16 protein-coding genes are annotated in these 23,728 nt (G+C 46.4%); 11 read left to right on the top strand and 5 right to left on the bottom strand.

Going from position 1 to position 23,728, the window contains the following annotated elements:
- The first annotated feature begins 70 nt into the window (after positions 1-70).
- The 5 genes from ACY0JR_RS11420 (at position 71) to ACY0JR_RS11400 (ending at position 4,233) form a co-directional block, all read left to right on the top strand.
- Entirely contained in the window at positions 71-1,048 is a 978-nt protein-coding gene (locus ACY0JR_RS11420; RefSeq protein ID WP_462634219.1) for an ROK family protein, read from the top strand.
- A gap of 183 nt (positions 1,049-1,231) precedes the next feature.
- Entirely contained in the window at positions 1,232-1,603 is a 372-nt protein-coding gene (locus tag ACY0JR_RS11415) for a hypothetical protein (RefSeq protein WP_462634218.1), read from the top strand.
- A 534-nt stretch (positions 1,604-2,137) separates the two neighbouring features.
- Entirely contained in the window at positions 2,138-2,941 is an 804-nt protein-coding gene (locus tag ACY0JR_RS11410) for a hypothetical protein (RefSeq protein ID WP_462634217.1), read from the top strand.
- A 132-nt stretch (positions 2,942-3,073) separates the two neighbouring features.
- On the top strand, positions 3,074-3,928 hold the full coding sequence (locus tag ACY0JR_RS11405; RefSeq protein ID WP_462634216.1) for a hypothetical protein: 855 nt from the start codon (positions 3,074-3,076) through the stop codon (positions 3,926-3,928).
- Between the two features lie 101 nt (positions 3,929-4,029).
- On the top strand, positions 4,030-4,233 hold the full coding sequence (locus ACY0JR_RS11400) for a hypothetical protein (protein ID WP_462634215.1): 204 nt from the start codon (positions 4,030-4,032) through the stop codon (positions 4,231-4,233).
- A 141-nt stretch (positions 4,234-4,374) separates the two neighbouring features.
- On the opposite strand, the gene ACY0JR_RS11395 is transcribed toward ACY0JR_RS11400, so the two are convergent.
- Positions 4,375-5,436: an alpha/beta hydrolase gene (locus ACY0JR_RS11395; RefSeq protein WP_462634214.1), complete on the bottom strand. Its 1,062-nt coding sequence runs from the start codon at positions 5,434-5,436 to the stop codon at positions 4,375-4,377.
- A gap of 473 nt (positions 5,437-5,909) precedes the next feature.
- Between ACY0JR_RS11395 and ACY0JR_RS11390 the strand changes: the two genes are divergently transcribed.
- The 6 genes from ACY0JR_RS11390 (at position 5,910) to ACY0JR_RS11365 (ending at position 15,660) form a co-directional block, all read left to right on the top strand.
- Complete coding sequence (locus tag ACY0JR_RS11390; RefSeq protein WP_462634213.1) at positions 5,910-7,808, top strand: glycoside hydrolase family 13 protein; 1,899 nt, start codon at positions 5,910-5,912, stop codon at positions 7,806-7,808.
- Positions 7,809-7,859: 51 nt separating this feature from the next.
- A complete protein-coding gene (gene pgmB / locus ACY0JR_RS11385) occupies positions 7,860-8,522 on the top strand; it encodes a beta-phosphoglucomutase (protein ID WP_462634212.1) in 663 nt (220 codons plus the stop codon).
- Positions 8,523-8,839: 317 nt separating this feature from the next.
- Entirely contained in the window at positions 8,840-11,158 is a 2,319-nt protein-coding gene (locus tag ACY0JR_RS11380) for a glycoside hydrolase family 65 protein (protein WP_462634211.1), read from the top strand.
- Positions 11,159-11,583: 425 nt separating this feature from the next.
- Positions 11,584-13,347 (top strand): alpha-amylase family protein, encoded by a 1,764-nt coding sequence (locus ACY0JR_RS11375; protein ID WP_462634322.1) that lies wholly within the window; start codon positions 11,584-11,586, stop codon positions 13,345-13,347.
- A 90-nt stretch (positions 13,348-13,437) separates the two neighbouring features.
- Positions 13,438-14,763, top strand: a complete 1,326-nt coding sequence (locus tag ACY0JR_RS11370; protein WP_462634210.1) for an MFS transporter — start codon at positions 13,438-13,440, stop codon at positions 14,761-14,763.
- A 210-nt stretch (positions 14,764-14,973) separates the two neighbouring features.
- Positions 14,974-15,660 (top strand): class I SAM-dependent methyltransferase, encoded by a 687-nt coding sequence (locus tag ACY0JR_RS11365; protein WP_462634209.1) that lies wholly within the window; start codon positions 14,974-14,976, stop codon positions 15,658-15,660.
- A gap of 373 nt (positions 15,661-16,033) precedes the next feature.
- Here the strand turns inward: ACY0JR_RS11365 and ACY0JR_RS11360 are convergent, their stop codons facing one another.
- The 4 genes from ACY0JR_RS11360 to ACY0JR_RS11345 all read right to left on the bottom strand — a co-directional run bounded on the left by ACY0JR_RS11360 (position 16,034) and on the right by ACY0JR_RS11345 (position 23,610).
- Entirely contained in the window at positions 16,034-17,608 is a 1,575-nt protein-coding gene (locus ACY0JR_RS11360) for an alpha-amylase family glycosyl hydrolase (RefSeq protein WP_462634208.1), read from the bottom strand.
- A gap of 181 nt (positions 17,609-17,789) precedes the next feature.
- Positions 17,790-18,896: a SusE domain-containing protein gene (locus tag ACY0JR_RS11355; RefSeq protein ID WP_462634207.1), complete on the bottom strand. Its 1,107-nt coding sequence runs from the start codon at positions 18,894-18,896 to the stop codon at positions 17,790-17,792.
- Positions 18,897-18,972: 76 nt separating this feature from the next.
- Positions 18,973-20,559, bottom strand: coding sequence for a RagB/SusD family nutrient uptake outer membrane protein (locus ACY0JR_RS11350; protein ID WP_462634206.1), 1,587 nt, complete (start codon positions 20,557-20,559; stop codon positions 18,973-18,975).
- A gap of 18 nt (positions 20,560-20,577) precedes the next feature.
- On the bottom strand, positions 20,578-23,610 hold the full coding sequence (locus ACY0JR_RS11345; protein WP_462634205.1) for a SusC/RagA family TonB-linked outer membrane protein: 3,033 nt from the start codon (positions 23,608-23,610) through the stop codon (positions 20,578-20,580).
- Between the last annotated feature and the right edge of the window lie 118 nt (positions 23,611-23,728).

The raw sequence follows: 23,728 nt of genomic DNA, 5'->3' as shown, positions 1-23,728 counted from the left end.
AAGTAAACTAACCGCACGACAACCTCATGGCTATCGTGCCCTTTACCCGCACCAATCTCTACTAACACTCATGAAGGACGTAATTCTAGGCATTGACATCGGAGGCACGAACACCAAGTTTGGGTTCATTGACCGCGATGGCATCATTTTAACCCAAGGTGAGCTCCCTACAACCGAAGGAGAAACCGTACATGATTTCCTGCGCATTCTCTACAGCGAGGTGCAAGCCAAGCTCAAGAAAATTGAAGATGAGGCCAATGTCATTGGTGTAGGCGTAGGGGCCCCTAACGGGAATTTCTACACGGGTACCATTGAGAATGCGCCCAACCTGAAATGGCACGGCTCAGTGCCATTGGTAGAGCTGCTTCACTCCTACTTCAAGCTTCCTATCTACCTGACCAATGATGCCAACGCGGCCGCCATTGGCGAGATGATTTACGGAGGCGCCAAAGACATGCGGAACTTTGTGGTGGTAACCCTGGGTACAGGCTTAGGCAGCGGTATTGTGGTGAACGGCGAACTGGTGTACGGCCATGACGGCAACGCCGGTGAACTGGGCCACACCCTGGTGAACGTGAAAGGCAGTGGCCGTGTGTGCGGTTGCGGACGCCGTGGTTGCCTGGAGACGTACGTTTCGGCCACCGGCATCAAACGCACCGTGTACAAGTTCCTGGCCGACTACACCGACTACAGCGAACTACGCGGCGTGAGCTTCAATGACCTTAATGCCGAAATGATTACCCAAGCCGCAAAGCGTGGCGACAAGATTGCCATTGACTGCTTTGAATATACCGGCAAAGTACTGGGCATGAAACTAGCCGATACCGTGGCGCACCTGAGCCCCGAGGCGATCTTCCTATTTGGTGGCCTCACCCGCGCCGAAGAGTTCTTGTTTGACCCTGTTCGTTACCACATGGAAAAAAATCTACTCAGTATCTTCAAAGGCAAAGTGAAAATTCTGCCATCAGGTTTAGGTCTGACCAACACTGCCGTGATGGGTGCTGCTGCCCTGGCCTGGAAAGAACTAGAGAGAACGCGTGTAGCGTAGTTTCCCCTAACTTCTCCCATCAAAAAGCCCGAAGGTATCTCCTTCGGGCTTTTTGCTTTTCAGGTAATTTGATTTCCACAGATACTTCTTATCTTCATATGGATAAGCAACTAGTACACACATAGTGCTGATAAGCGTAAGTGGTACGTTTATCCGGTAGTTAGCTGTAACTTTAAATATAAATTGGAAAATAAGCTGATTACTTTTAAAGAACTCACTGAAATTTTTGAAAGCGAAACGCAAGATGACAATTTTAAGGTAGCAGCTGACTTTTTATTAGAAGCCATAACTGATTGGCCAGTTGAAGACTTGCTGGAGCCAGAAGAATTAATTTCTGAACTAAGAAATGAAGTTTCCCAAGACCTTACATTTGACAACTTGGAAAAGTATCTAAATTCACTTTCGCCAAATCAAGACCCTTGGAAAATTGAATCGCTAACTTCTCTGATTGAATTATTCGATTTTAATAGAAATCTGAACTATAAAAAATCAGCGGACTTAGAAGAAATTGTTCGGCAAATAAGTGAACACTACAGAAAAAAAAGCAACAGCTAACCACGTGTAAACGCCAGCAGCGGCCGACGGCCTCGCCGTCGTTTACACAAGTACGTTGGGTGTCATTGTAAATATAGGTTTTCGCACCGACTAGCAAAAAAATCTGCACAAGTCACAGAAGTAAACCAGTTCATGATTTGGTTTATCTTTATAAAAGTTAGGGAACGCCGCCCAACTTTTCACAGTGAAAGAAACAGAGGCGGCAGAAGAGGAATTAACGTTGTGTTTGCGCAAAATGAATTTATCTGCAAAGCACGCAAACCCACTTCTGTGATGCGCTCTTGACTTCGTTTACTGAAAAGAAGATAAAAACAAAAATATATCAGCGAGTGGCGCATTAACAAAAACCTCATTCAACGGCTAGCTAAACGATACTTCAAAAGCCTTTATTCAAACTCATTAACTGTATCTATTAAAATATTTATGATACTTAAAAACGTCTATCTTGTTAAAACTTTAAATGTTATAAAACATCTAGCAATATATTATCTATCTGCAAAGATGATCTGTTTTGCAATTCCAAAGTTTCTCTTCATGCAATTCAGAGTATTACATTATCAATCATTCATTCCGCTAGTAGAAATTTCAAAATATCAGCATATGTGGTCTTTCTTTGGAAGATCTTATAATTACAACCTATTTATTGGTCTAGTTGAATTTTTAATTGGAATTCTAATTGTATTCAGAAGGACTAGATTAATTGCATTATTATTATCAATTGGGGTTTGTTTAAATATTTTAATCCTAAATATTGAATTTGATATTAATTTCGCTATACAACATATTACTGTAGACTTGATAATTACTGTTTTATTATTAACCGAATATCAAAAGGATTTATACAGATTTTTTATTGAGTTTGGAGGAAAGTTAAAAACTCAGGTTAATCCAGTAAGTAATGTTTTCTTGAAAAGACTACCTTTTATATATGTTATGATATTCCCAGTTGGATATTTTGCTTTTGCTTATAACCTGAGAGCAAGCGTTAATGAAGAAATTGTCGGAAGTTATAAAATTATGGATTTTCAAGTTGATGATAATTACTATGAGATGAAGCAAGGAAAATTGGGAAAGACCCCAATGATATTTTTCGAACACAAAAGCTTAGCTGTTTTATCTGCAAATGATAGCATTTATTTTGGCGGATATTCAACTAAAAATGATTCCATCACTATCTATTTTAATTCTCCTATAGATAAAAAAATCAGAAAAATAAAAGGTAATTTCAAAAACAATAATTTTTTTAAAGGTAAAATAAATGATAGTGTTTCAGTAAATATGAAAATTGAAAGACTACCGCCTGAAGAAGATTATTTAAATAACTTGTACACTCAATAAAGAGCAAAGAAACAACGACACGACAACGAAAGTTAAACGTCATGCTACGGCCGACAGCCATGCACGTTTATTATACGAGGCCGTTACCTGCAACCCTAGTGAAGTTGTATTCAAATTCAAACGTGACAAGAATTGACACCCGAAGAAAAACAAGCAGAACTAGAGCGGCACAGAGCCATTTTATTGGCTACCCTGACTTATAAGGAGCAGCAGTCAGGTGGAAGTTTTGTCTCTGACCAATATGACCCCGCTGCCGAATACTATCAGCAACAGAAAATACAAACCGAAAAATATTTCAAGCAGCGCAGACTGGACAGATTGCAACAACAACTTGCCAGTCTAACCAAAGGGTTACAGAGCGTAGCACACTTGCACTTTGCTTCTTACATCAAAGAAAAGACTGGGTACGATATTGACGTATTGGAAGACTTAAGAAAGCATGTGGCCGCCATTGTGACCCAAAATGAAATCCGCAGCCAAAATGAGCTACATGACGTTTTCCAAATGCTTCGCTTTTACCAAGAGACGGCTGCTGACGAAAAAGAAATTGAAAAGCTCAGATCGTTACTGGCAGACTATTCTGAACGGACAACTGAAACGTCAAGGAAAAGCAAACGTGAATATTCAAAAGCTCTCAGCAGAGTAGAAAAAGACGGCATTGTAACAGTGACTGGAATAAGTTGGACAGGAGGTCCAAAGCCGAAACACTTTGAAGTGCAGGAAGCGCCGTCACCCGACGGTAAACGCAAATTGAGTGTTGTGCAATGGGGTGAAGGTAAACAAGCCTCAGCCTACGTATCAGTTCACTTTCCTACCGCCAGTGGTACTGTTTACGGGATAAGCGGAATACGCACAGACATTAAGGCTCACTGGAAAGACAACTCCACAATAGTCATTGAAACGAAAAAGGAATACAAGGCACACACACAAACCAAGCAGGTCAGTAGTTTTGACGATGTGATTACCATTGAATACATGGAACGCTGACGTCAAATCCTCACCCTTGCCAAATTTATGCGTATAGAGAAGGAAACGTACCTTACCACTGCAAAAAGGGTGAGGCTTCAAAACACTAATCTATACGCGCTATGAAAAAGACATTTGTAACAAAACTGGTGGCTTTGGCTTTGGTTTCAGGGCTACTTTCTTCCTGCGGAGGAGAAAACAAACCACCGGCAGAGAAAACCGGCAACACCAATACCGAGGACATGGTGGAAGGCGCAGACGGCGGCCTTGACTCATTGGAATTACCCGATGACACTACCAATTCCTCTGGCACCATCAATCAATAAAAGAGAATTCTACAGGCTTTTAGGAGTATCTAATACCTGAGGCTTTAAAAGCAGTTCAACGTTCATGCAAAAGCCGTTTGGGGGCTGTTTACTTCAAAACAGACCCCAAACGGCTTTTACGTTGCTTCAAATCCAGAGGTATTACTTTGAGAACAGCCACTTAAAAACCCGGGGGAACTCGCGTTGCCAGTAGGCTTCGGTGTGTTCGCCGTCTTCGTGCACTTCGTATTTGAGGTTAGACGGTTTAAGGCCTTGCTTCACCAGAAGATCGCGCATGCGGGCCATGTCTGGTACCATCTGCTCGCTTTCTTTGGCGCCGGCTACCAGGAAGATCTTTAAGTCGGGAGCAGGTTTGGTTTTGGCGGCAAAGTCGAAGATAGGCGGTGCAAACCAGAAAGCGGGCGAAAAGATTCCGGCCTTGCCGTACACCTCGGGGTATTTAAGAGCTGCATACAAAGAGATGAGTCCGCCCATGGAGCTACCGGCAATGCCGGTGTGTTCTTTGCCGGGGAGCGTGCGGTAATGGGAGTCTATGTAGGGCTTTAGCGTCTGAGCCAGAAAATCTACGTATGCCTCTCCTTTTCCGCCGCCCAGTTTCTTATTGCGCCAGGGCGAATACTCGTTCATGCGCTCTTCGCCCCCGTTGTCAATGCCCACTACAATCACTTCGCGGCCCTGAGATTCAAACTGCTCGTTCAAGGACTCATCTACGCCCCATTCTGCTCCTCCGAAGGAATAAAAAGAGTCAAACAGGTTTTGCCCGTCGTGCATGTACAGCACGGGGTATCTTTTACCTGAGCCTGCGTAATTGGGGGGCAGGTAAAGCCAAATCCGGCGGGATTTCTTTAACTGGGGCATCCAGAACTGATTGCTCAAGATCAGGACGTTGTCGGTGGCGGTGTGGTCTTTCGTAGTAGTAGAGAAATTATCTTGCCAATTTTCCACTTCAATACGTAGGGTGTCGCTGCCTGGTTGGGCTTTATACACCCGGTTCCCTCTTCCAGCCCCGTTCAACAGCGTCTCTCCTTTTTCCCAGCTTCCCCGGGTGATTTTAAACTCCAATTCGCCCTCGCCCGCTGGAAGGGTCAGGTAGTATTTCTGGTTATTCCCTTTCTGGAAAGCGAAGGAAGGCGACCGGGTACTCCAGTTATTCAGGTTGCCTGCCAGGAAAAGGGTATCTGTGGCGGCGGTTGTCTCGGGCACCTTCTCTATTTCTATAGTAACCTGGGCCTCAGCAGGTAAGACCCAAAAGCTTAGAAAAAAACTGATTATCAGAAAGGACGCGTTAAACAATTTCATATTTTGGCATTTCTAAATCCAGGAAATCGATTTCTTAATTAAAAAAGTGTAGATTTACCTCCATGATTTTACAATATTAACAATAGAATCAGATAAATAGCTAAAGTACTGCGTTAAACAGCGGTAACTTCCTGTTTTAAGGCGAGAGTTAAATAGAAACACGGCTTCCTATGACAGGATCTAAGTGTTTCAGTACCAACTTACCCCAGCAGATTATCAGAAAAGGGGCTTGGCTATGATTTAAGGCTGTTTTCCAGAAATATGAACAGAAACAGAACCCCCACCAGATGGGGTTTGCAATAACTATAGTACCAACAACATAACTCTCCCGCTTGTGGACACAGGAGAAATGTTTTAACAATCTGAAAACGAACAAGATGACACACCGCGCTTTTGGCCGTTCTTTCGCGACAACTTTCGCTTTACTTGGCTTCCTGCTCCTTTCTTTTTCTACTCAGGCCCGGCAGAAAGCAGCCATCACCCGCGTAGATCCTACCAATTGGTGGGTGGGCATGAAAAACCAGGAGTTGCAGTTGCTGGTGTATGGCCCTAATGCGGGTTCTTTGACCTATTCAATCGATTACCCTGGCGTACAGTTGGTGAAAGCGCAGGACGTAGAGAACCCTAATTACAAGTTCCTGGACCTCACCATTGCCGCCTCGGCCAAGCCCGGTACGTTCACCATCACCGGCCGCAACGGAAACCAGAAACTCACCCGTAACTATGAACTGAAGGCCCGCAAGCAGGAACTCAAAGCCCAGGGCTTAACCTCGGCAGACTTTATCTACCTGGTTTTGCCTGATCGCTTCGCCAACGGCGACCCAAAGAATGACAAATTCAAGGACCTAGCCGACACCCAGGCCGACCGCAACAATCCTTTCCTGCGCCATGGCGGAGACATCAAAGGTATTCAGAACCACCTGAACTACTTTGAGGAACTAGGCGTAACCGCCCTTTGGCTGAACCCTGTTATTGAAAACGACCAACCCCTGACCGATGAGGGCGGGCAGATGCGCAGCGCCTACCACGGCTACGCCTTCACTGACCATTACCAGGTTGACAAGCGCTTGGGAGGGAATGAGGCGTACCAGAAATTAGTGCAGGCAGCCCATGCCAAAGGCATGAAAGTGGTGCAGGATGCCGTGTACAACCACGTGGGCATCAATCATTGGTTTATCAAAGACATGCCCGCCAAAGACTGGGTGCACCAATTCCCCACCTATACCAACACGTCCCATAAGTTCCAGGCCATCATTGACCCGCACGCCTCTAAAGCCGATTGGAGCGTGATGATGAACGGCTGGTTTGTGCCACACATGCCAGACTTGAACCAGAACAACCCGTTGGTGGCCAATTACCTCATTCAGCACGCCCTCTGGACCGTGGAGAACTTTGGGGTAGATGCCTGGCGCATTGACACCTACATGTACAACGATGATGAATTCATGAACCGTTGCAACCAAGCCCTGCTGGACGAGTATCCAAGCATCCACATCTTCGGGGAGGCCTGGGTGAACAACGTCATTGCACAAGCCAGATTCACCCGCAACAACATCAACTTCCCGTTCAAGAGCAACCAACCCGGCACCCTTGATTTCGTGCTTTGGACGGCCATGAATGATGCCCTGAACCAAAAGTTTGGGTGGGACGAAGGCGTGAGCAAAGTACACCAGGTTTTGGCGCAGGATATTGTCTACCAAGACCCTATGAAACTGGTGACCTTCCTGGACAACCATGACATGAACCGCTACTTCTCCGTTATTGGCGAAGACCTGAACAAGTACAAAATGGGCATGACCTGGCTGCTAACCACCCGCGGCATTCCCTCTCTTTATTACGGTACCGAGATCCTGATGAAGAACTTCAAAGACCCTTCAGACGCCGAGGTGCGCAAGGATTTTCCGGGTGGCTTTGCGGGAGATAAGGAAAACAAATTCACTTCCGCCGGAAGAAACGAACGCGAGAACGATGCTTTCAATTTCGTGAAGAAATTGGCCAAATACCGCAAAAACACCCCCGCCCTGCACTCAGGTAAACTCATGCAGTTTGTGCCGCAAGATGGGCTCTATGTGTACTTCCGCTATGATAAAAGCAACACTGTCATGATTGCGACCAACTCAACTGACAAAGAAGTAGATATAAAGACGGAGCGCTTCGCTGAGCGCATGAAGGGCTTCACCAAGGCGAAGAATATTCTAACTGACCAGACCCTCAATAATCTGGCTACCATCAAAATTCCGGCTAAAACAGCCTTAGTACTAGAACTACAGAAATAACCTTCTTTATACCCTTGTTTCCCCAAAACAGCGGAAAAACGACCTACAACTATGAGCACCATTAAAGCTTGTCTTTTTGATTTAGACGGAGTACTGGTAGACACCGCCGTTTACCATTTCAAAGCCTGGCGCCAATTGGCCCAAACCCTCGGGATTGAGTTCACCGAGCATGACAACGAACGCCTCAAAGGCGTAAGCCGCGTGCGTTCGCTGGAAATCATTCTGGAGATTGGCGGCCAAACCATGGAAGAGGAAAAAATGCTGGCGCTCTGCGAACAGAAAAACACCGAGTACCTCTTAGATGTGGCTAAAATGACACCAGACGAAATACTGCCCGGCGTGGTAGATTTCCTGAAAGCCCTCAAAGCAGCAGATATTAAAATCGCCTTAGGCTCGGCCAGCAAAAACGCGCAACTTATTCTGGAGCGCACCGAACTCCTTCCCTACTTTGATGCCATCATTGACGGCCGCCACGTGGTAAACGGAAAGCCGAATCCGGAGGTCTTCCTCAAAGGAGCCGAAGCCTTGGGGGTACAACCTGAAGAATGCGTGGTGTTTGAAGATGCCGTGGCCGGGGTTGAAGCCGCTAAAAACGGAAACATGCTGTGTGTAGGCGTGGGCCAACCAGAAGTACTCACCCAAGCCGATGTAGTAGTAAAAGACCTCACCGAAATGACCGTGGAGCGCCTGCATTCTTTGGCGCAAAAAGCGTAGCTCCTTTCCAGGCTGTTTTTCAGAAAATGACTCTGAAATAAAAATAAACGGGCAAGCCGAGTGTCCCCCTTTGAAGGGGGTTGGGGGATGACAAGGCCGTTTGAAGAACCGAAAAACCCAGAACTGAGCAGAAGAAAGAAGGAGTCTTGGGAATACCCAAATCTGCAAAAGAAATCATCCCCCTACCACCTTCAAAGGGGGACGAAGAAGTTAAAAAATAATTTTTTAACGGCTGTTTTCCAGAAACCAGACCAAAAACAGAAAACTTGAAATAGAAATAATCTTGATACCTGTGTCTTGATACTTGATACCAACCTATGAAACAATATCTTACCGTTGATGAGTGGTCCATCATTGAAGAAGGTTTCCACGCTCACTATAACCAAATCTCTGAGAGCGTATTCAGCTTAGGCAATGGCCGCATGGGCCAGCGCGCCAACTTTGAGGAGGCTTTCTCGGGCGAAACCCTGCAAGGCAACTACGTAGCTGGCGTGTACTATCCAGACAAAACCCGCGTGGGCTGGTGGAAGAACGGCTACCCCGAATATTTCGCGAAGGTGCTCAACGCCGCCAACTGGATTGGCATTGACGTAAAACTAGACGGTGAAACCCTGGACCTGAACCAGTGCGAAGTACTGGATTTCCGCCGGGAGCTGAACATGCGCGAAGGCTGGCTGGAGCGTACGTTTACGGCCCAATTACCGAGCGGCAAACAAGTGCGGGTGGCATCGAAACGCTTCACCAGCATTGTAGACGATGAAGTAGGCGTTATCCGGTACAGCATCACGCCCCTTAATTTCAGCGGCACCCTCACCCTCACTCCTTATGTGGATGCCGACATCAAAAACGCTGACTCCAACTACGATGAGAAGTTCTGGAACGAAATTCAGCAGGAAGCCCAGCCCACCGAAGGCTATGTGATTGCGGAGACTAAGAAAACGTTCTTCCACGTGTGCACCGGCCAACGGTTTGTGGTAACGCAAAACGGTAAGGAAGTAGAAGTGCAGGCTATCCCCGCAGAACGCACCAAGTACATTGAATCTACGTTTGACTTGACCGTGCAGGAAGGACAGGAAACAGTTCTTTACAAGTACGCCGCAAATCTTTCTTCAGAGAACCACCCCAAAGAAGCTTTGCTGGAAAACACCAAAAAAGTGTTGGCCGAAGCCGCTACGAAAGGCTTTGAGCAAATGCTGCAAGAGCAGATGGCCGCCTGGGCTGCCAAATGGGAAGAAAGCGATATCATGATTGAGGGCGATGCTACGGCCCAGCAAGGAATCCGGTTCAACATTTTCCAGCTAAACCAAACCTACACCGGCGAAGACGAGCGCCTGAACATCGGACCGAAAGGTTTTACCGGCGAGAAATACGGCGGAACCACCTACTGGGACACCGAGGCGTACTGCCTTCCGTTCTACCTGGCCACTGCCGATCCGCAGGTAGCTCGCAATCTGTTGGTGTACCGCTACAAGCACCTGCAAAAAGCCATCGAGAACGCGGAGAAGCTGGGCTTCTCGGGCGGTGCCGCGTTATACCCGATGGTGACCATCAACGGCGAGGAGTGCCACAATGAGTGGGAAATCACCTTTGAAGAAATCCACCGCAACGGTGCCATCGCCCACGCCATTTACGACTACATCCGCTACACCGGTGATGAGGCTTATTTAGCTGAGTACGGGCTGGAAGTATTGGTGGGCATCTCCCGTTTCTGGGCACAGCGCGTGAACTGGTCAGCGGCCAAAAACCAGTACGTGATGCTGGGCGTAACCGGCCCGAACGAGTACGAGAACAACGTCAACAACAACTGGTACACCAGCACCATCGCTACCTGGACGTTAGAGTACACGCTCAAAGCCTTGCAGCATGTTCAGAACGCAGACGCTTCCCGCTACCAGGAACTGGTGCAGAAAATGAACCTGGACGAGGAGAAAGAAACCACCCAATGGCAGCACGTGATTGACAACATGTACTACGCCGAGGACAAAGACCTTGGTGTTTTCCTGCAGCAAGACGGCTTCCTGGACAAAGAGCAGACTCTAGTACGCGACCTTGACCCGGCAGACCGTCCGTTAAACCAGAAATGGTCCTGGGATAGAATCCTGCGGTCAGTGTTTATCAAACAGGCTGATGTGTTGCAAGGCATCTACCTCTTTGAAGACCGCTATGACCTGGATACCATCCGGAGGAACTTTGATTTCTACGAGCCGCGCACCGTCCATGAATCCTCGCTGTCGCCGTGCGTACACGCCATTCTGGCCGCCAAACTAGGCGACGAAGAACGGGCCTACGAGTTCTACCTAAGAACCGCCCGCCTGGACCTGGACGACTACAACAATGATACCGAAGACGGTTGCCACATCACCAGCATGGCCGGTACCTGGATGAGCGTGGTACAAGGTTTCGGTGGTATGCGCGTGCGCGATAACCAACTGCATTTCAACCCTTTCATCCCGTCGGGCTGGACTTCTTATTCCTTTAAAATCAGGTTCAGAGGGCACTTACTCAACATCAAAGTAACCAGAGAAAGTGTACTCTTTGAGAACCAAAGCGAGAAAGCCATTACCTTGAACATCTTTGACCAACCGCTTGAAATCAAAGCAAATGCCAAAGCGGAAATAGCGCATCAGATGGCTTAACATTACCCTTTATGGCGCGGATTTACTTCCGCGCCATAATAATCTCTTCTTTTGGCCTGTTTTCAGTAAATCAGGTCAAAAGAAGATAAAAGTCTTATCTGGCGCGAGACTGAAGTCTCGTGACAAAGGATGAAGCGAGTCTCCAGACTCGCCGGGAACCACAAGCAAGGTTTGCAGAAAAGTAAATCTGAACCATACATTCCAGGGAGTCTGGAGACTCCCATCATCCCAAGTCACGAGTCTGGAGACTCGCGCCAGTGAAAGGCCAGTAAAATGAAAATTTGCTACACGATACGTGCTACATGATACGTAAAAACAACCACCCACTTCTCTCGTTTGTGTTGCTGGCGGCTTTGGCAAGTGCCTGTACTCCTACCGCGCCCTCGGCTACGAGCACGTCTACAACGTCCACATCGGTATCAACCATGACTACTCCCGTGCAAGCCACAGGCCCCTACACTACGGAAGAAGAAGTGCAGGACAACAAACTGGTCATTTACCAGATGATGACGCGGTTGTTCGGGAATAAGAAAACGCTGAACAAAACCTACGGCACCGTGCAGGAAAACGGCGTGGGCAAGTTCAATGATATTACCGACAAAGCCCTGCAAGAGATAAAGAAGTTGGGCGCTACGCACGTGTGGTATACCGGCGTGATAGAGCACGCCTTCATGACCGACTACACCAAATTTGGGATTCCGTTGGACGATGCTGATGTAGTGAAAGGCCGCGCCGGTTCTCCGTACGCCATCAAAGACTACTATGACGTGAACCCCGACCTGGCGGTAGACGTGCGTAAACGGATGGCGGAGTTTGAAGCGTTGGTGCAGCGAACGCATGCGAACGGCCTCAAAGTCATTATTGATTTCGTGCCCAATCACGTTGCGCGCCAATACCATTCAGATGCGAAACCAACCGGCGTAGAAGACTTCGGGGCGAAGGATGACAACACCGTTGCTTTTAAGCCTAGTAACAACTTCTACTACATTCCGGGGCAGGAACTGCAGGTTCCCGCCGCCAACAATCCGCTGGGTGCCGCCTTGAAAGGACCACTGGAAAACGGCAGGTTTGCTGAAAACCCTGCCAAAGCCTCGGGCAATGACGTGTTCAGCGCTACGCCCAGCGTAGAGGATTGGTTTGAGACCGTGAAGCTGAACTACGGCGTAGATTACCAGAACAACCGCACCCCACACTTCGCTCCTATTCCGGACACCTGGCACAAGATGCGCGACATTCTGCTCTACTGGGCAGGCAAAGGAGCCGATGGCTTCCGCTGTGACATGGCCGAGATGGTACCGGTGGAGTTCTGGGCCTGGGTTATTCCGCAGGTGAAAGCCCAACACCCAGACATCAAGTTCATCGCCGAGATTTACAACCCGAAGGAGTACCGCAACTACATCCAAACAGGTGGCTTTGATTTTCTCTATGACAAAGTAGGTTTGTATGACGGCCTTCGCCGATTGATGGAAAACCGGGGCAAAGGCAACACCGCTGACATCACAAACGTGTGGCGCGAAGAGAGCCGCGGTATCTCCAGCCACATGCTCCGCTTCCTGGAAAACCATGACGAACAGCGCATCGCCTCCTCCCAATTTGCGGGAACTCCCTTGGCGGGCATACCGGCCATGACGATAAGTGCCACCTTAGGTAGCGGACCCGTGATGGTGTATTTTGGGCAGGAAGTTGGCGAACCCGGTAACGGGCACGAGGGCTTTCAGGGCGAAGACGGCCGCACCACCATCTTTGACTACTGGGGCGTTCCCGCGCACCAAGCCTGGATGAACGGTGGCAAGTTTGATGGCGCAAAACTCACCGAAGAGCAGAAACAGCTTCGGGAATTCTATACCAAACTGCTCCACCTCAGCACCAGCCGTGAAGCCATCCGGAAAGGGAAACTCTACGCACTCACCGCTCAGGAAGGTACCGCTCCCCCTGGCGTGTACGCGTATTTGCGCCATACCGCGCAGGAGAAAGTCCTGGTACTGGTGAACTTCAACCGCGAAGCCGCTAACTATGCCTTGACCTTACCTTCCTCAGCTTTAGCCGCCATGCAGGTAGAGCCCAAAGGCACGTTTATTTTACAGGATTTACTCACAGACATGCCGCCGCTGTTCTTGCAGCCCACGGTGAAAACCAGCCTTACACTGGCGCCTTTGAGTGCGCACGTTTTCCTGTTGCAGAAGAAATAAAGGAGCATTTTTGGCCTGATTTTAAGAAATTAAAGCAGCAACAGAACCCACAGAACTGACAAACTATCTTTCACATCTAAACTCTTGCCCATGGCACAAGTATTACAGGCGCAAGCCAAACCCCGCCTAAGTTTCTGGCAAATCTGGAACATGAGTTTCGGGTTTATGGGAATTCAATTTGGATTCGCGTTGCAGAACGCCAACGTGAGCCGGATTTTTGAGACACTGGGCGGCACTGAAATCGCGCTGTACTGGCTCGCCGCTCCGGTGACCGGTCTTTTGGTACAGCCCGTGATTGGCTACATGAGTGACCGCACCTGGAGCCCGGTGTTTGGTCGGCGCAAGCCTTTCTTCATGGTGGGCGCGCTACTGGCCTCGCTCTCGCTGCTCATCATGCCCAATGCCTCGGTGCTCTGGATGGCGGTGGGTATGCTCTGGATTCTGGATACGTCCATCAACATCTCCATGGAACCATTCCGAGCGTTGGTGGGCGATTTACTTCCTTCTGACCAACGGACCGCCGGGTTTGCAACGCAGACCTTCTTCATTGGCGTGGGCGCGGTGGTAGCCTCTTCCCTGCCCTGGATCTTCAACAACTGGATAGGTTTGCCCAACACCGCTCCGGCGGGTGAGATTCCACCCTCTGTCAAGTGGGCATTTTACAGCGGCGGTGTGGTGTTCTTTTTGGCCGTGCTCTGGACGGTGGTCAAAACCAAGGAATATCCGCCCGAAGACTTGGATGAGTTTAACCGCGAAATTAACGAAACTACGTTCTGGCAGGGCGTTTCCGAGACGTTCCTGGGCATCTTCAGAATGCCGAAAACCATGCTGCAATTGGCGTTGGTGCAGTTCTTCACTTGGTTTGCGCTTTTCTCCATGTGGATTTTCACCACCCCGGCCGTCACCAGCCACGTGTACGGGGCTACAGACACCACCTCCAAACTTTACAACGAAGGTGCCGACTGGGTGGGTATTTGTTTTGCGGTGTACAACGGCATCTCGGCAGTTTTTGCCTTCGTTTTACCCGTAATCGCCAAAAAGACGAGCCGCAAAATGACGCACTTACTTTGCCTGGTAATTGGCGGCGTTGGGTTAATCTCTGTGTATTTTATCTCTGACCCTAACCACCTATTGCTTTCCATGGTAGGCGTAGGAATTGCCTGGGCAAGTATCCTTACCATGCCGTACGCCATTTTAGCGGGTTCCTTACCGGCCAAACGCATGGGCTACTACATGGGCGTTTTCAACTTCTTCATTGTGATTCCGCAGATCTTTGCCGGTACCCTGCTGGATTTCATCAACAAGAACATCTTCCATGGCGAGTCTATTTATGTATTGATCGTGGGCGGTTGCTCCATGATCTTCGCTGGTTTCCTCACCTTAATGGTGAAGGATGTAGACGAGCAGGCAGGCTAAATTACTTTCCCTCTAAAAAACAGAAGAGCCCGGGCGTTGTCCCGGGCTCTTCTGTTTTAAGCATATATTATGGAAATCAGGCCAGTAACTAAGACCATTCGTTTATTCAGGCTTGTATCAATTGATATCAATAAGGTAAACAAAATTAGAAAAGAGCGTTTGTAGATGCTTTCGGAATTTACCTTTAAATTTGGGGAAAAACGCTAACTCATGAACCTTGTTAAAAAAATTAAAAATTTTATTTTCAGAAAGAGCAAAACGGAAGAGATTATATCATTTTGGGAAAAGGGTGGTGTTGATTTTGGCTATTATGCCAAAGCTGATCAGGAAGAATGGTTGAAAGGCTTTTGGGATCCAAATGGTATATTCTATAAATTTTTTCAAAAACTTGACCTAGATAATACACTTGAAATAGCTTGCGGAACAGGACGTCATTCGGCACAAATATTAGGTAAATTCAAAAAGCTTTATCTTTTAGATTCTTCTAAAGAAGCCTTGAACATAGCTAAGAAAAGATTCCAAAACTATTCCAATATAATATATATTCATAATAGTAGTGGACTAGGAATACCTGAGTCAATTGTTCAAGACAATACACTAACTTCTGTATTCTCTTATGATGCGATGGTTCACTTTGAAAAGGAAGCAGTAGAGTCTTACGTAATTGACAGTTTTAGAGTACTAAAGCCTGGCTCTTATGCCTTATTTCATCATTCTAATTATGACAAAAACCCAATGGGCAAGTTCAGTGACAACCCAGGTTGGAGAAATTATATGTCCAAGGATTTATTTCAATCTATTTCATTAAAAGTTGGATTTCAAGTAATTGATACTCAAGTGTTTTCCCAGGCTATAGCAAATTCAGATTGTCTTACTTTATTAAGAAAGCCTCATTGATTTACTTAATAAAAGTTGACTTTGAGTATTTCCACTTTATTTTTTTATTACAACGAAATCTATTTTCAAAAATACCCCCTATTAAAAATTTACATTTTAAATGTTTTTACTTTTGTAATTAATAAGGTATACTTTTATATTTTAAAAAGCAAAAATAGTTCTTGGAACAGAAAACGAAATCAATTTTCTATTAATTGACTACAATTCAAGAGGTGCTACTAGGAGCACAAATCTAAAAGATTAAGACAAAGCAGCCTCTTACTTTTTATTAGAACCTCTTAATACAAAGGAGTCCTATAGTTTATCGGCTCCTTCGTATTTGGCCTGCTTCTTAGTTAAAAGAATAAATTGTTCTTTATCACTTCTAAAACGATTATTTCTTCAACACCACGCTGCTGTACGCCGGAATCACCACCGATGATGCTCCTTTGTGATTGCCTCCTTTGTTGCTTTTGAAATACACTTTACCGTAAGAAGTAAGATTCTCTGGCAGGGCCACGGTCACCTCGTTTTTGGAAAGATTGTGTAAAACCAGCAAAGATTCCTCTTCATGGTTTCTCACGAACGCGCTCACGCCAGCGGTTCCTAATGCAAGCGGCTCCAAAGTTCCGTAGGTCAAAGCTTTGCTGTTGTTCCGAAGGCCTATGAAGGTTTTATAGTGGTTGTACAGCGAGTTCTTGTCTTTCATCTGCGCGGCGGCAGGAGTGACGGCACCTTCGGCGTTGTACTTGGGCTGCATCCAGGAGGTGCGGCTTTTGTCTTTGGCTTTTACATCCCAGAGGAAGGGCTCTCTGATGTTTTCATCGGGCTTCATCCCCTTCATCCCGATTTCCTCGCCGTAGTAGAGGTACGGGGAACCCGGTAAGGTCATGAGAAGGGCTGTTGCCATTTTGGCCTTGTTCATATCTCCGTTTACGGCACTCATGATGCGGTTCTGGTCATGGTTGGTCAGGAAGGTGGCGTCTACGTATTCTGGGTTTACGTTCTGGTAAAAGTCCCTGATCTTTTTGTGGTTGGCCACCAGATCACCGGCGTTTTCCTCATTCACGGCTTTGGTGATGGCAAACCCCATGTCAAAGTTGAAGAGTGCTGGCAAGCCTTTCAGGTAAGGACCCACAATCTCGGCTGGCGCCCACACCTCCCCTACCAGGTAAACGTCTTTGTTGGCCTTCTTCATCTCGTTCCGGAAGTACACCCACCAGTTATGGTTGTCCTGCGGACGTTCATCGGGGAAGATATGGCGGGCAGCATCCAGGCGGAAACCGTCTACGCCTACCTCGGTAAACCAGAAACGACCCACTTTGAACATCTCTTCGCGCAGTTTAGGGCTGTCATAGTTGAGGTCGGGCATGCCGCTGTAGAAATAGCCGTAGTAGAGGTAATCGCTGCTTTCCACTTTGTGCCAGTGCCGGGTATTGTCTGAGTCGGCGCCGGTGGGCCTTCCCTCCCGCTGGGTTTGCGGGTCGTTTTTGTGGGTCCAGACGTAATAGTCGCGGTACGGGCTGTTCTCGTTTTTGGCCGCGTCTATAAACCAGGGGTGTTTGTCTGAGGAATGGTTGATGACCATGTCCATCACCACTTTGATGTTGCGTTTGTGGGCTTGGCTGATGAACTCCTTGAAGTCTGCCATGGTGCCATAATCTGGGTGAATGCCGTAGTAGTCCGTTACGTCATACTTATGGTAAGACGGCGACGGGTTCATGGGCATGAGCCAGACTGCTTCTACGCCCAGATTTTTCAGATAATCCAGCTTGGAAGTCATGCCTTTGATATCGCCAATGCCGTCTCCGTTGGAATCAGCGAAGGACTGCACGAAGATTTCATAGGTAATGCCGCGCGGCCATTGGCTTACTTTTTTATCCTGTGCCTGCACTTCCTGCGTTGGCACCAACGCCGAACAGGAGAGCAAAGCGGTGAAGAGCAGTTGGGTGAGGGTTGTTTTTTTCATTGGGTAAAAAGGATTGGAGTGATGGGTGTTTTAAGCCAGATTCTCTTAAAAGGGGCTTAAAACAGATTGGCTTACTGTTGTGTATGAACTGCAAGCGTACAAATGACTTTTGAATAAAAGAGAAGAGGTTATCTCCTTTTAATAAGGGAGATAACCTCTTTCATAAATACTTTTTCACTACTTATTGTTTGATAAACAGATAGTTCTCCGTTAGGTCATTGAAGTAAACTTTATAAGTACCTGCGACCATCTTCAAATTGGCGGCACCTGCTCCTCCTTTACCGTAAAGTTTAGTTACATCTGTTGAGGAACCCCAGTTGGTATCCCATGATTCATTTACACGGAACTTCAACTCAGAGGCATTTGCCAGCGTGATTGCTCCACTCCAGATATGAGGGTTCACAGAAGACTTGGTCAATTTTACATCAGGAGCAGCCCAACCGTTAAATTCACCAATCAAACCAATTGAAGCATAAGTAGGCTTTCCGGTTGTATCATAAGGCTCAACCGCAATGGTCATGTCCCGTAAATTAACCGTAACCGTGTAATATCCAGTAGTAGGAATAAGCGATTTAAAATTATTAACATCAGATTCAGACAAAGAGCTGCGGAATACAAGTTTAGTTACGCCATTGGCAGTTTCCCCTTGTCCCCATGACGGAGCCCACTGGCCTAATTGTCCTAGCAGTTTAAATTCATCTGCCTTCAAATATCCTGTATAAGTAAACACAAAAGCATCTGTAGCACTTCTGAACATTGGAGTGGCTGCATTTTCACTCCACCCGCCTTCTGTAGCAGCTCCTACCAGATAAAGAGTAGCATAGGGTGGTTCCGATAAATATGGAGTTATTTGAAGTGAAGTGATATCTGAATAAGTTGGTGCATAATTCCCTCCCACACCTGCTTTCACTCTCACTTCCATTTCGCCTTTTTGGAAGCCCGTCATCTTCAATTGATTGGCAATGTCGTTGAGCTCAGAAACTTTGAGGGTTTTCACCAAGCTGGTTCCATAATCTTTCACCACTGCGTTGGCAAAATTGCTCCCTTTGGTGCCAAACTCTAGGGAATAATTCACTGCGGCGCTATATCCAAAATCTGGAGCCGTCCAGCTAAAAGTAATGGCGTCTTTGTTTGCGTCTTGATCTGTCAAGACTAATACTGACTGAGAGGCGGAGAGAAGGGCTTTAGTGCCCGGTTGAATCACCACCATGTCTTCATCTTTTTCACAGGACAATAAGCCTAGGCAAAAGACAAATACGAGTACTTGTTTTAAGTATAAGAATTTCATAAGTAGAGTTTTTAAAGCCTAACTTTATTTATTGTGACAAAGGCAAGTCCAGCCTGCCTTTGTCACAAAAGAATGCTTAATATCCCGGATTCTGAACTAGATTAGGGTTTGCGGACAGATCAGAAGTTGGTAACGGGAACAGTCTGCGGAAATCTGCAACTCCTCTACCGGTTTTCACTCCACCTTTCCAAGCCCATAGATAACTGTCAGAAGTAAACTTTCCAAAGCGAATCAAATCTGTACGGCGGTGTCCTTCCCAGTGTAACTCACGCGCTCTCTCTGCCAGAATAAAATCTAAGGTCAAATCAGAGGCTGTAATATTTCCTGAGTTGTTCCCAAAGGCTCTAGCTCTTAATTGGTTTACATAGCTCAAAGCTGTAGCCATGTCTCCTCCTGTTCCACCTCTCAAGACCGCTTCAGCATATATCAGATAAGCATCAGCCAAACGGAACATAGGATAGTCGGTGTCTGGATGATCTCCGGCTGGGTCTGAACCAGGTTTTCCGTCTGTGGTTACGTTTTTGTACTTCGTCAACGGATATCCATCTGTGAACACGCCTATCTGATCAATTTCTAATTTTTGACCAGCGGAGTTGTACATGGCACGGTCATCAGCATTGTTGAACAGACCAATGATTTCCTTGGTGGTTCTGAGTCCTGCCCAGCCGCCGTTTACCCCGAAAGCCGCCGCACTCATGGTTCCACCAATGGGAGCATGAACCAAAAACGTGGTTCCACCCCATGTTTTGGTTCTTTGCCCGTCATAAGCTACCGGGAAAATGATTTCGTTCCGCACTTTGTGGTTGTCAGCCAGGAACAAGCTCTGGTACTCTGGTGCTAATGAGAAACCAGCGTCAATGATCTTTTTGCTGTACGTAACGGCTTCTGTATACTTCTGCTGACCAATGTAGACTTGGGCATTCAGATACAATTTAGATAAAACCATCCAAGCAGCAGCTTTGTCAGCACGAGCATATTCATTTTGTCTGGCTCCTACCAACTCCGGCTCAATGGCTAGCAATTCAGACTCTATATACTTGAACAGGTCGGCTTTGCTAATCTGCTCCGGAAGGAAGAACCCAACAGCATCTTCTTCGGTTACAAAAGGGACACTGCCAAATAGATCTAAGGCATGCCAGTAACTCATAGCTCGCAAGAAACGCGCCTCTGCCCTGAATTTTTTGGCTTCCTCTAAGTTGGCGCCCGTAACTCCCCGCTCGCTTAGCTTAGCATCTGTGGTCTCCCGAATAAACTCGTTACAAAGTGCAATCTCATAGAATATGCGATCGTACATCATCCGAATATATTCATTGCTGGAGGACCAATCCATCTCATGCAAATCAAAGATGGTTCCGTCATTCCAGGAAATCACCGCTTCATCTGTGGTTAGTTCCTGTAATTGCCAGTACGCCCGGATGTAGTTAGATTTTCCTTCATCAAAGCCTCCCACGTCAGCGTTCCCAGAAGGCCCGGCTTGCCCAGTTAAAGCAAAGCCAGCATATAACTTCGCCAATACAGATTTATAGTTGGCAAAATCTTTATAGGCATCTGCAGAAGTCAGCTCATTTTTTGGTGTCAGATCCAAATCATCGGTACAAGCAGTTGTGAAGGATAACCCCACGATGCCTGCCACAATTATCTTTCTTATAAGTTTACGGTTCATTTCTTCTTGATTGAATGATTAGAATTCAAGATTGGCGCCCAAAGAGAACACACGTGGTCTTGGATAGAAGTTATTGTCAATTCCATTTCCAACCTCAGGGTCTAAGCCAGAGTAGTTTGTAATCACAAACACATTTTGGGCATTGGCAGTAAGACGCAGGTTTACTTTGTCTCTGTACACTTTGCCAAAGTTGTAGCCCAGTGTAATGTTGTCCATCCGTAGGAAGGAAGCATTTTCTACATAGTAGTCAGATACATACCGTGGGTTGACAAAGTTTGTCTGGAGAACATTAGAAGACATATTCACCAGATAAGTAGCGTTTGAGATGTTAGAATAGGTACCCATGTTTGAATAAATATTATTATAAACATAGTTCCCTAAATTAGCTCTCATGACAAAGGCCAAGTTCCACTTGTCATAGGTGAGGTTTGAGTTAAAACCTAAATACACCCTTGGCTGAGGAGCCTTATAACGGTACAAGTCTTTTTCGTTGATCATTCCATCATGATTCAGGTCTTCGTACACGCCTTCTAGAGGAGATCCATTCTCATCATACACCTGCTTGTACAGGTAGAAAGAATAAGGAGTATAGCCAATAGAGTTGATCTGAACGGTTGTACCTGTACCACCAGAAACCCCTCCTACTAATGAACCTGGAGAATTTGGATCATTTACTTTGCTAAGGCTCAAAATCTTCACATCTTGAATAGTACCGTTAACACCGAAGTCCCAAGTTACTTTTTCAGTAGAGATAGCACTGAAATTTAAAGCAGCTTCAAAACCTTTGGATTCAAGGCTACCCACGTTGGTTGTTAAACCATTGGTTAAGTTTGTACCAGCCGCTGGCACTATATAGGCTAATAAGTCTTTGGTTTTCTTTTTGTATACATCTACTGTACCAGAAACTCTACCATCAAAGAAGCCAAAGTCAAAACCAGCGTTGTATTGGGTGGTTTCTTCCCACTTGATGTTCACGTCATACCCTGCTGGACGTAACGTAGAATAATACTGGTCACCAAACGGATAAAGAGCAGTGCCTTCGCTGAAGCTGTAACGAGCTAAGAATGGATAGTAGTTGCTTACATCATTACCAATGTCCTGTTGACCGGTAATACCATAGCCAAGTCGTAATTTCAAATCATTCACCAAGGAAGAATTCTTAAGGAAAGATTCTTCACTGATTCTCCAGGCTAAGGCCAAAGATGGGAAAGTACCCCACTTATTACCTTCTGCAAATCTTGAAGAACCGTCTCTCCGGATATTTGCAGTCAATAGGTATTTGTCTTTGAGGGCGTAGTTGATTCTACCAAACAAACCAATTAGTGTATTCTCATTCTGCCCTGGGATACCTGCTACAGAAAACACAGTTCCAGCCTCAGTTAGCACTGGGAAAGAAGGAGTTTTGATTAGGAAGTTCTGGTAAGAATAACCTGCTGTAATATCAAACCGGCTATCAATAGCGGTCAGCTCTTTTGAGTAGTTCAGGTAGAAGTCTGCTAACTTGTTTGTTTTAGTTTGCTCATACTCTGAACGGCTACCACCTTGGTTGAAAACGGAAGCCATGGTAGTTGGACGGAATACGGTACCCTCTCCTTTAGAGATATCATACCCCACATTCAAATTAGCTCTTAACTCAGGCAGGAAGTGGAATTTGTAGTCTAACTGGATATTCCCAATACTTCTCTTCGCTTCACCATTGTCCTGGCGCTGCTCCAACAAGCTGAGCGGGTTTCTTGGCGCTAAGGTGTTAGGTTTTCCGCTCGCATCTAACCATTCATAATATCCTCCAAATTGCTGATTGTCCATGTACACGGGCTGAGTAGGATCAAAAGCAATGGCCGCACCAATGGCTCCTTCATCAGCATATCTGCTTTTGGTCATGGAGCCTTTCAAATTTAGGTTAACCTTTAAGTGGTCTTCCAAAAAGGAAGGATTCAAGTTCAAGGCTACCGAGGTTCTTTTTAAGCTAGAGGTTTTTAGAATCCCTTCCTGATCTAAGTAACCCACTGAAACGCGGTAAGGGAGATTCTTATAAGACCCTGATGCACTTAGGTTATTATCCGTAGTGAAAGCGTCCTGGAAGATCTGATCCTGCCAGTTAGTGTTGCTGCTTCCCAGCAAATTAGCGTTACCAGCAGCTCCGTTGGTACCTCTTCCTTCTGTTACCGCAGCTCTGAACTCGTCAGCGGATAACACGTCAACAGTGTTCTTCACTTTAGACAAGGAATTTACCGTGTTGAAGTTTAGCTTGAAGGCTTCTCCGCTTACTCCTTTTTTAGTGGTAATGATGATTACCCCATTGGAAGCCCGTGAACCGTAGATGGCGGTGGCCGAAGCATCTTTCAAAATATTGAAGGATTCAATGTCATTCGGGTTGATCAAACTTAATGGGTTAGGAGCACCAGATACTGCCTGGTTATCTACCGGTACGCCATCAATCACGATCAGAGGATCATTGTTTGCATTCAAAGATGCTCCTCCTCTAATTCTGATAGTGGATCCAGAACCAGGAGCACCACCATTGGAAGTAATTTGCACCCCAGCCACTTTCCCCCGGATCAACTGATCTGGTGTAGTATTTTGGCCTGGGTTGAAATCACTTTCAGATACAGCCGCCACAGAACCGGTTAAGTCAGTTTTTCTTTGGGTACCATATCCTACCACCACTACTTCGTCCAACGCTCTCGCATCAGTCAAAAGATTTACATTATAGGTAGACTGGGCTCCTACCGGTACCTCCTGGGTAATGTATCCAATGTAAGAAAACACCAACGTGCCTCCGTTACCTGTGATAGGAAGCGAGAACTGCCCATTTACATCGGTGGCGGTGGCGGTAGTAGTACCTTTCAGTACCACAGAAACGCCAATCAGCGGCGAAGTACCATCTCCGGTAACCGTACCTGAAATAGTTCTTTGCTGCGCCACGGCCTGCCCGGCACCTGCCAGCAGGAAGGCAAACAACAGCATGAGCAAGGAAGAAGCTTTCTTGGTTTGCCGTAAATTTTGCCGCCCTGGTGACAGGGTCTGATTTTTCGGTAATAAATTATTCATACATGAAGGATTTAGGTAAATAATGTTGTTTGACTACAATCTTTAAGGTTTACTAAAATCATAAAGGACTTCTATTCAATCAATTTCATAAATTTTGCTATTTAGGAAATCGATTTCC

This window comes from Rufibacter sp. JT3400010 (assembly GCF_054956755.1).
Note: the sequence above shows the minus strand (reverse complement) of the source record. Positions and strands in the feature narration are given on the sequence as shown.

What these genes read in the sequence shown, in the direction of transcription:
- ACY0JR_RS11420 (WP_462634219.1), top strand. Translation starts at nt 71, where the DNA reads ATGAAGGACGTAATTCTAGGCATTGACATCGGAGGCACGAACACCAAG.
- ACY0JR_RS11410 (WP_462634217.1), top strand. Translation starts at nt 2,138, where the DNA reads ATGCAATTCAGAGTATTACATTATCAATCATTCATTCCGCTAGTAGAA.
- ACY0JR_RS11400 (WP_462634215.1), top strand. Translation starts at nt 4,030, where the DNA reads ATGAAAAAGACATTTGTAACAAAACTGGTGGCTTTGGCTTTGGTTTCA.
- ACY0JR_RS11390 (WP_462634213.1), top strand. Translation starts at nt 5,910, where the DNA reads ATGACACACCGCGCTTTTGGCCGTTCTTTCGCGACAACTTTCGCTTTA.
- pgmB (WP_462634212.1), top strand. Translation starts at nt 7,860, where the DNA reads ATGAGCACCATTAAAGCTTGTCTTTTTGATTTAGACGGAGTACTGGTA.
- ACY0JR_RS11380 (WP_462634211.1), top strand. Translation starts at nt 8,840, where the DNA reads ATGAAACAATATCTTACCGTTGATGAGTGGTCCATCATTGAAGAAGGT.
- ACY0JR_RS11375 (WP_462634322.1), top strand. Translation starts at nt 11,584, where the DNA reads ATGACTACTCCCGTGCAAGCCACAGGCCCCTACACTACGGAAGAAGAA.
- ACY0JR_RS11370 (WP_462634210.1), top strand. Translation starts at nt 13,438, where the DNA reads ATGGCACAAGTATTACAGGCGCAAGCCAAACCCCGCCTAAGTTTCTGG.
- ACY0JR_RS11365 (WP_462634209.1), top strand. Translation starts at nt 14,974, where the DNA reads ATGAACCTTGTTAAAAAAATTAAAAATTTTATTTTCAGAAAGAGCAAA.
- ACY0JR_RS11360 (WP_462634208.1), bottom strand. Translation starts at nt 17,608, where the DNA reads ATGAAAAAAACAACCCTCACCCAACTGCTCTTCACCGCTTTGCTCTCC.
- ACY0JR_RS11355 (WP_462634207.1), bottom strand. Translation starts at nt 18,896, where the DNA reads ATGAAATTCTTATACTTAAAACAAGTACTCGTATTTGTCTTTTGCCTA.
- ACY0JR_RS11350 (WP_462634206.1), bottom strand. Translation starts at nt 20,559, where the DNA reads ATGAACCGTAAACTTATAAGAAAGATAATTGTGGCAGGCATCGTGGGG.
- ACY0JR_RS11345 (WP_462634205.1), bottom strand. Translation starts at nt 23,610, where the DNA reads ATGAATAATTTATTACCGAAAAATCAGACCCTGTCACCAGGGCGGCAA.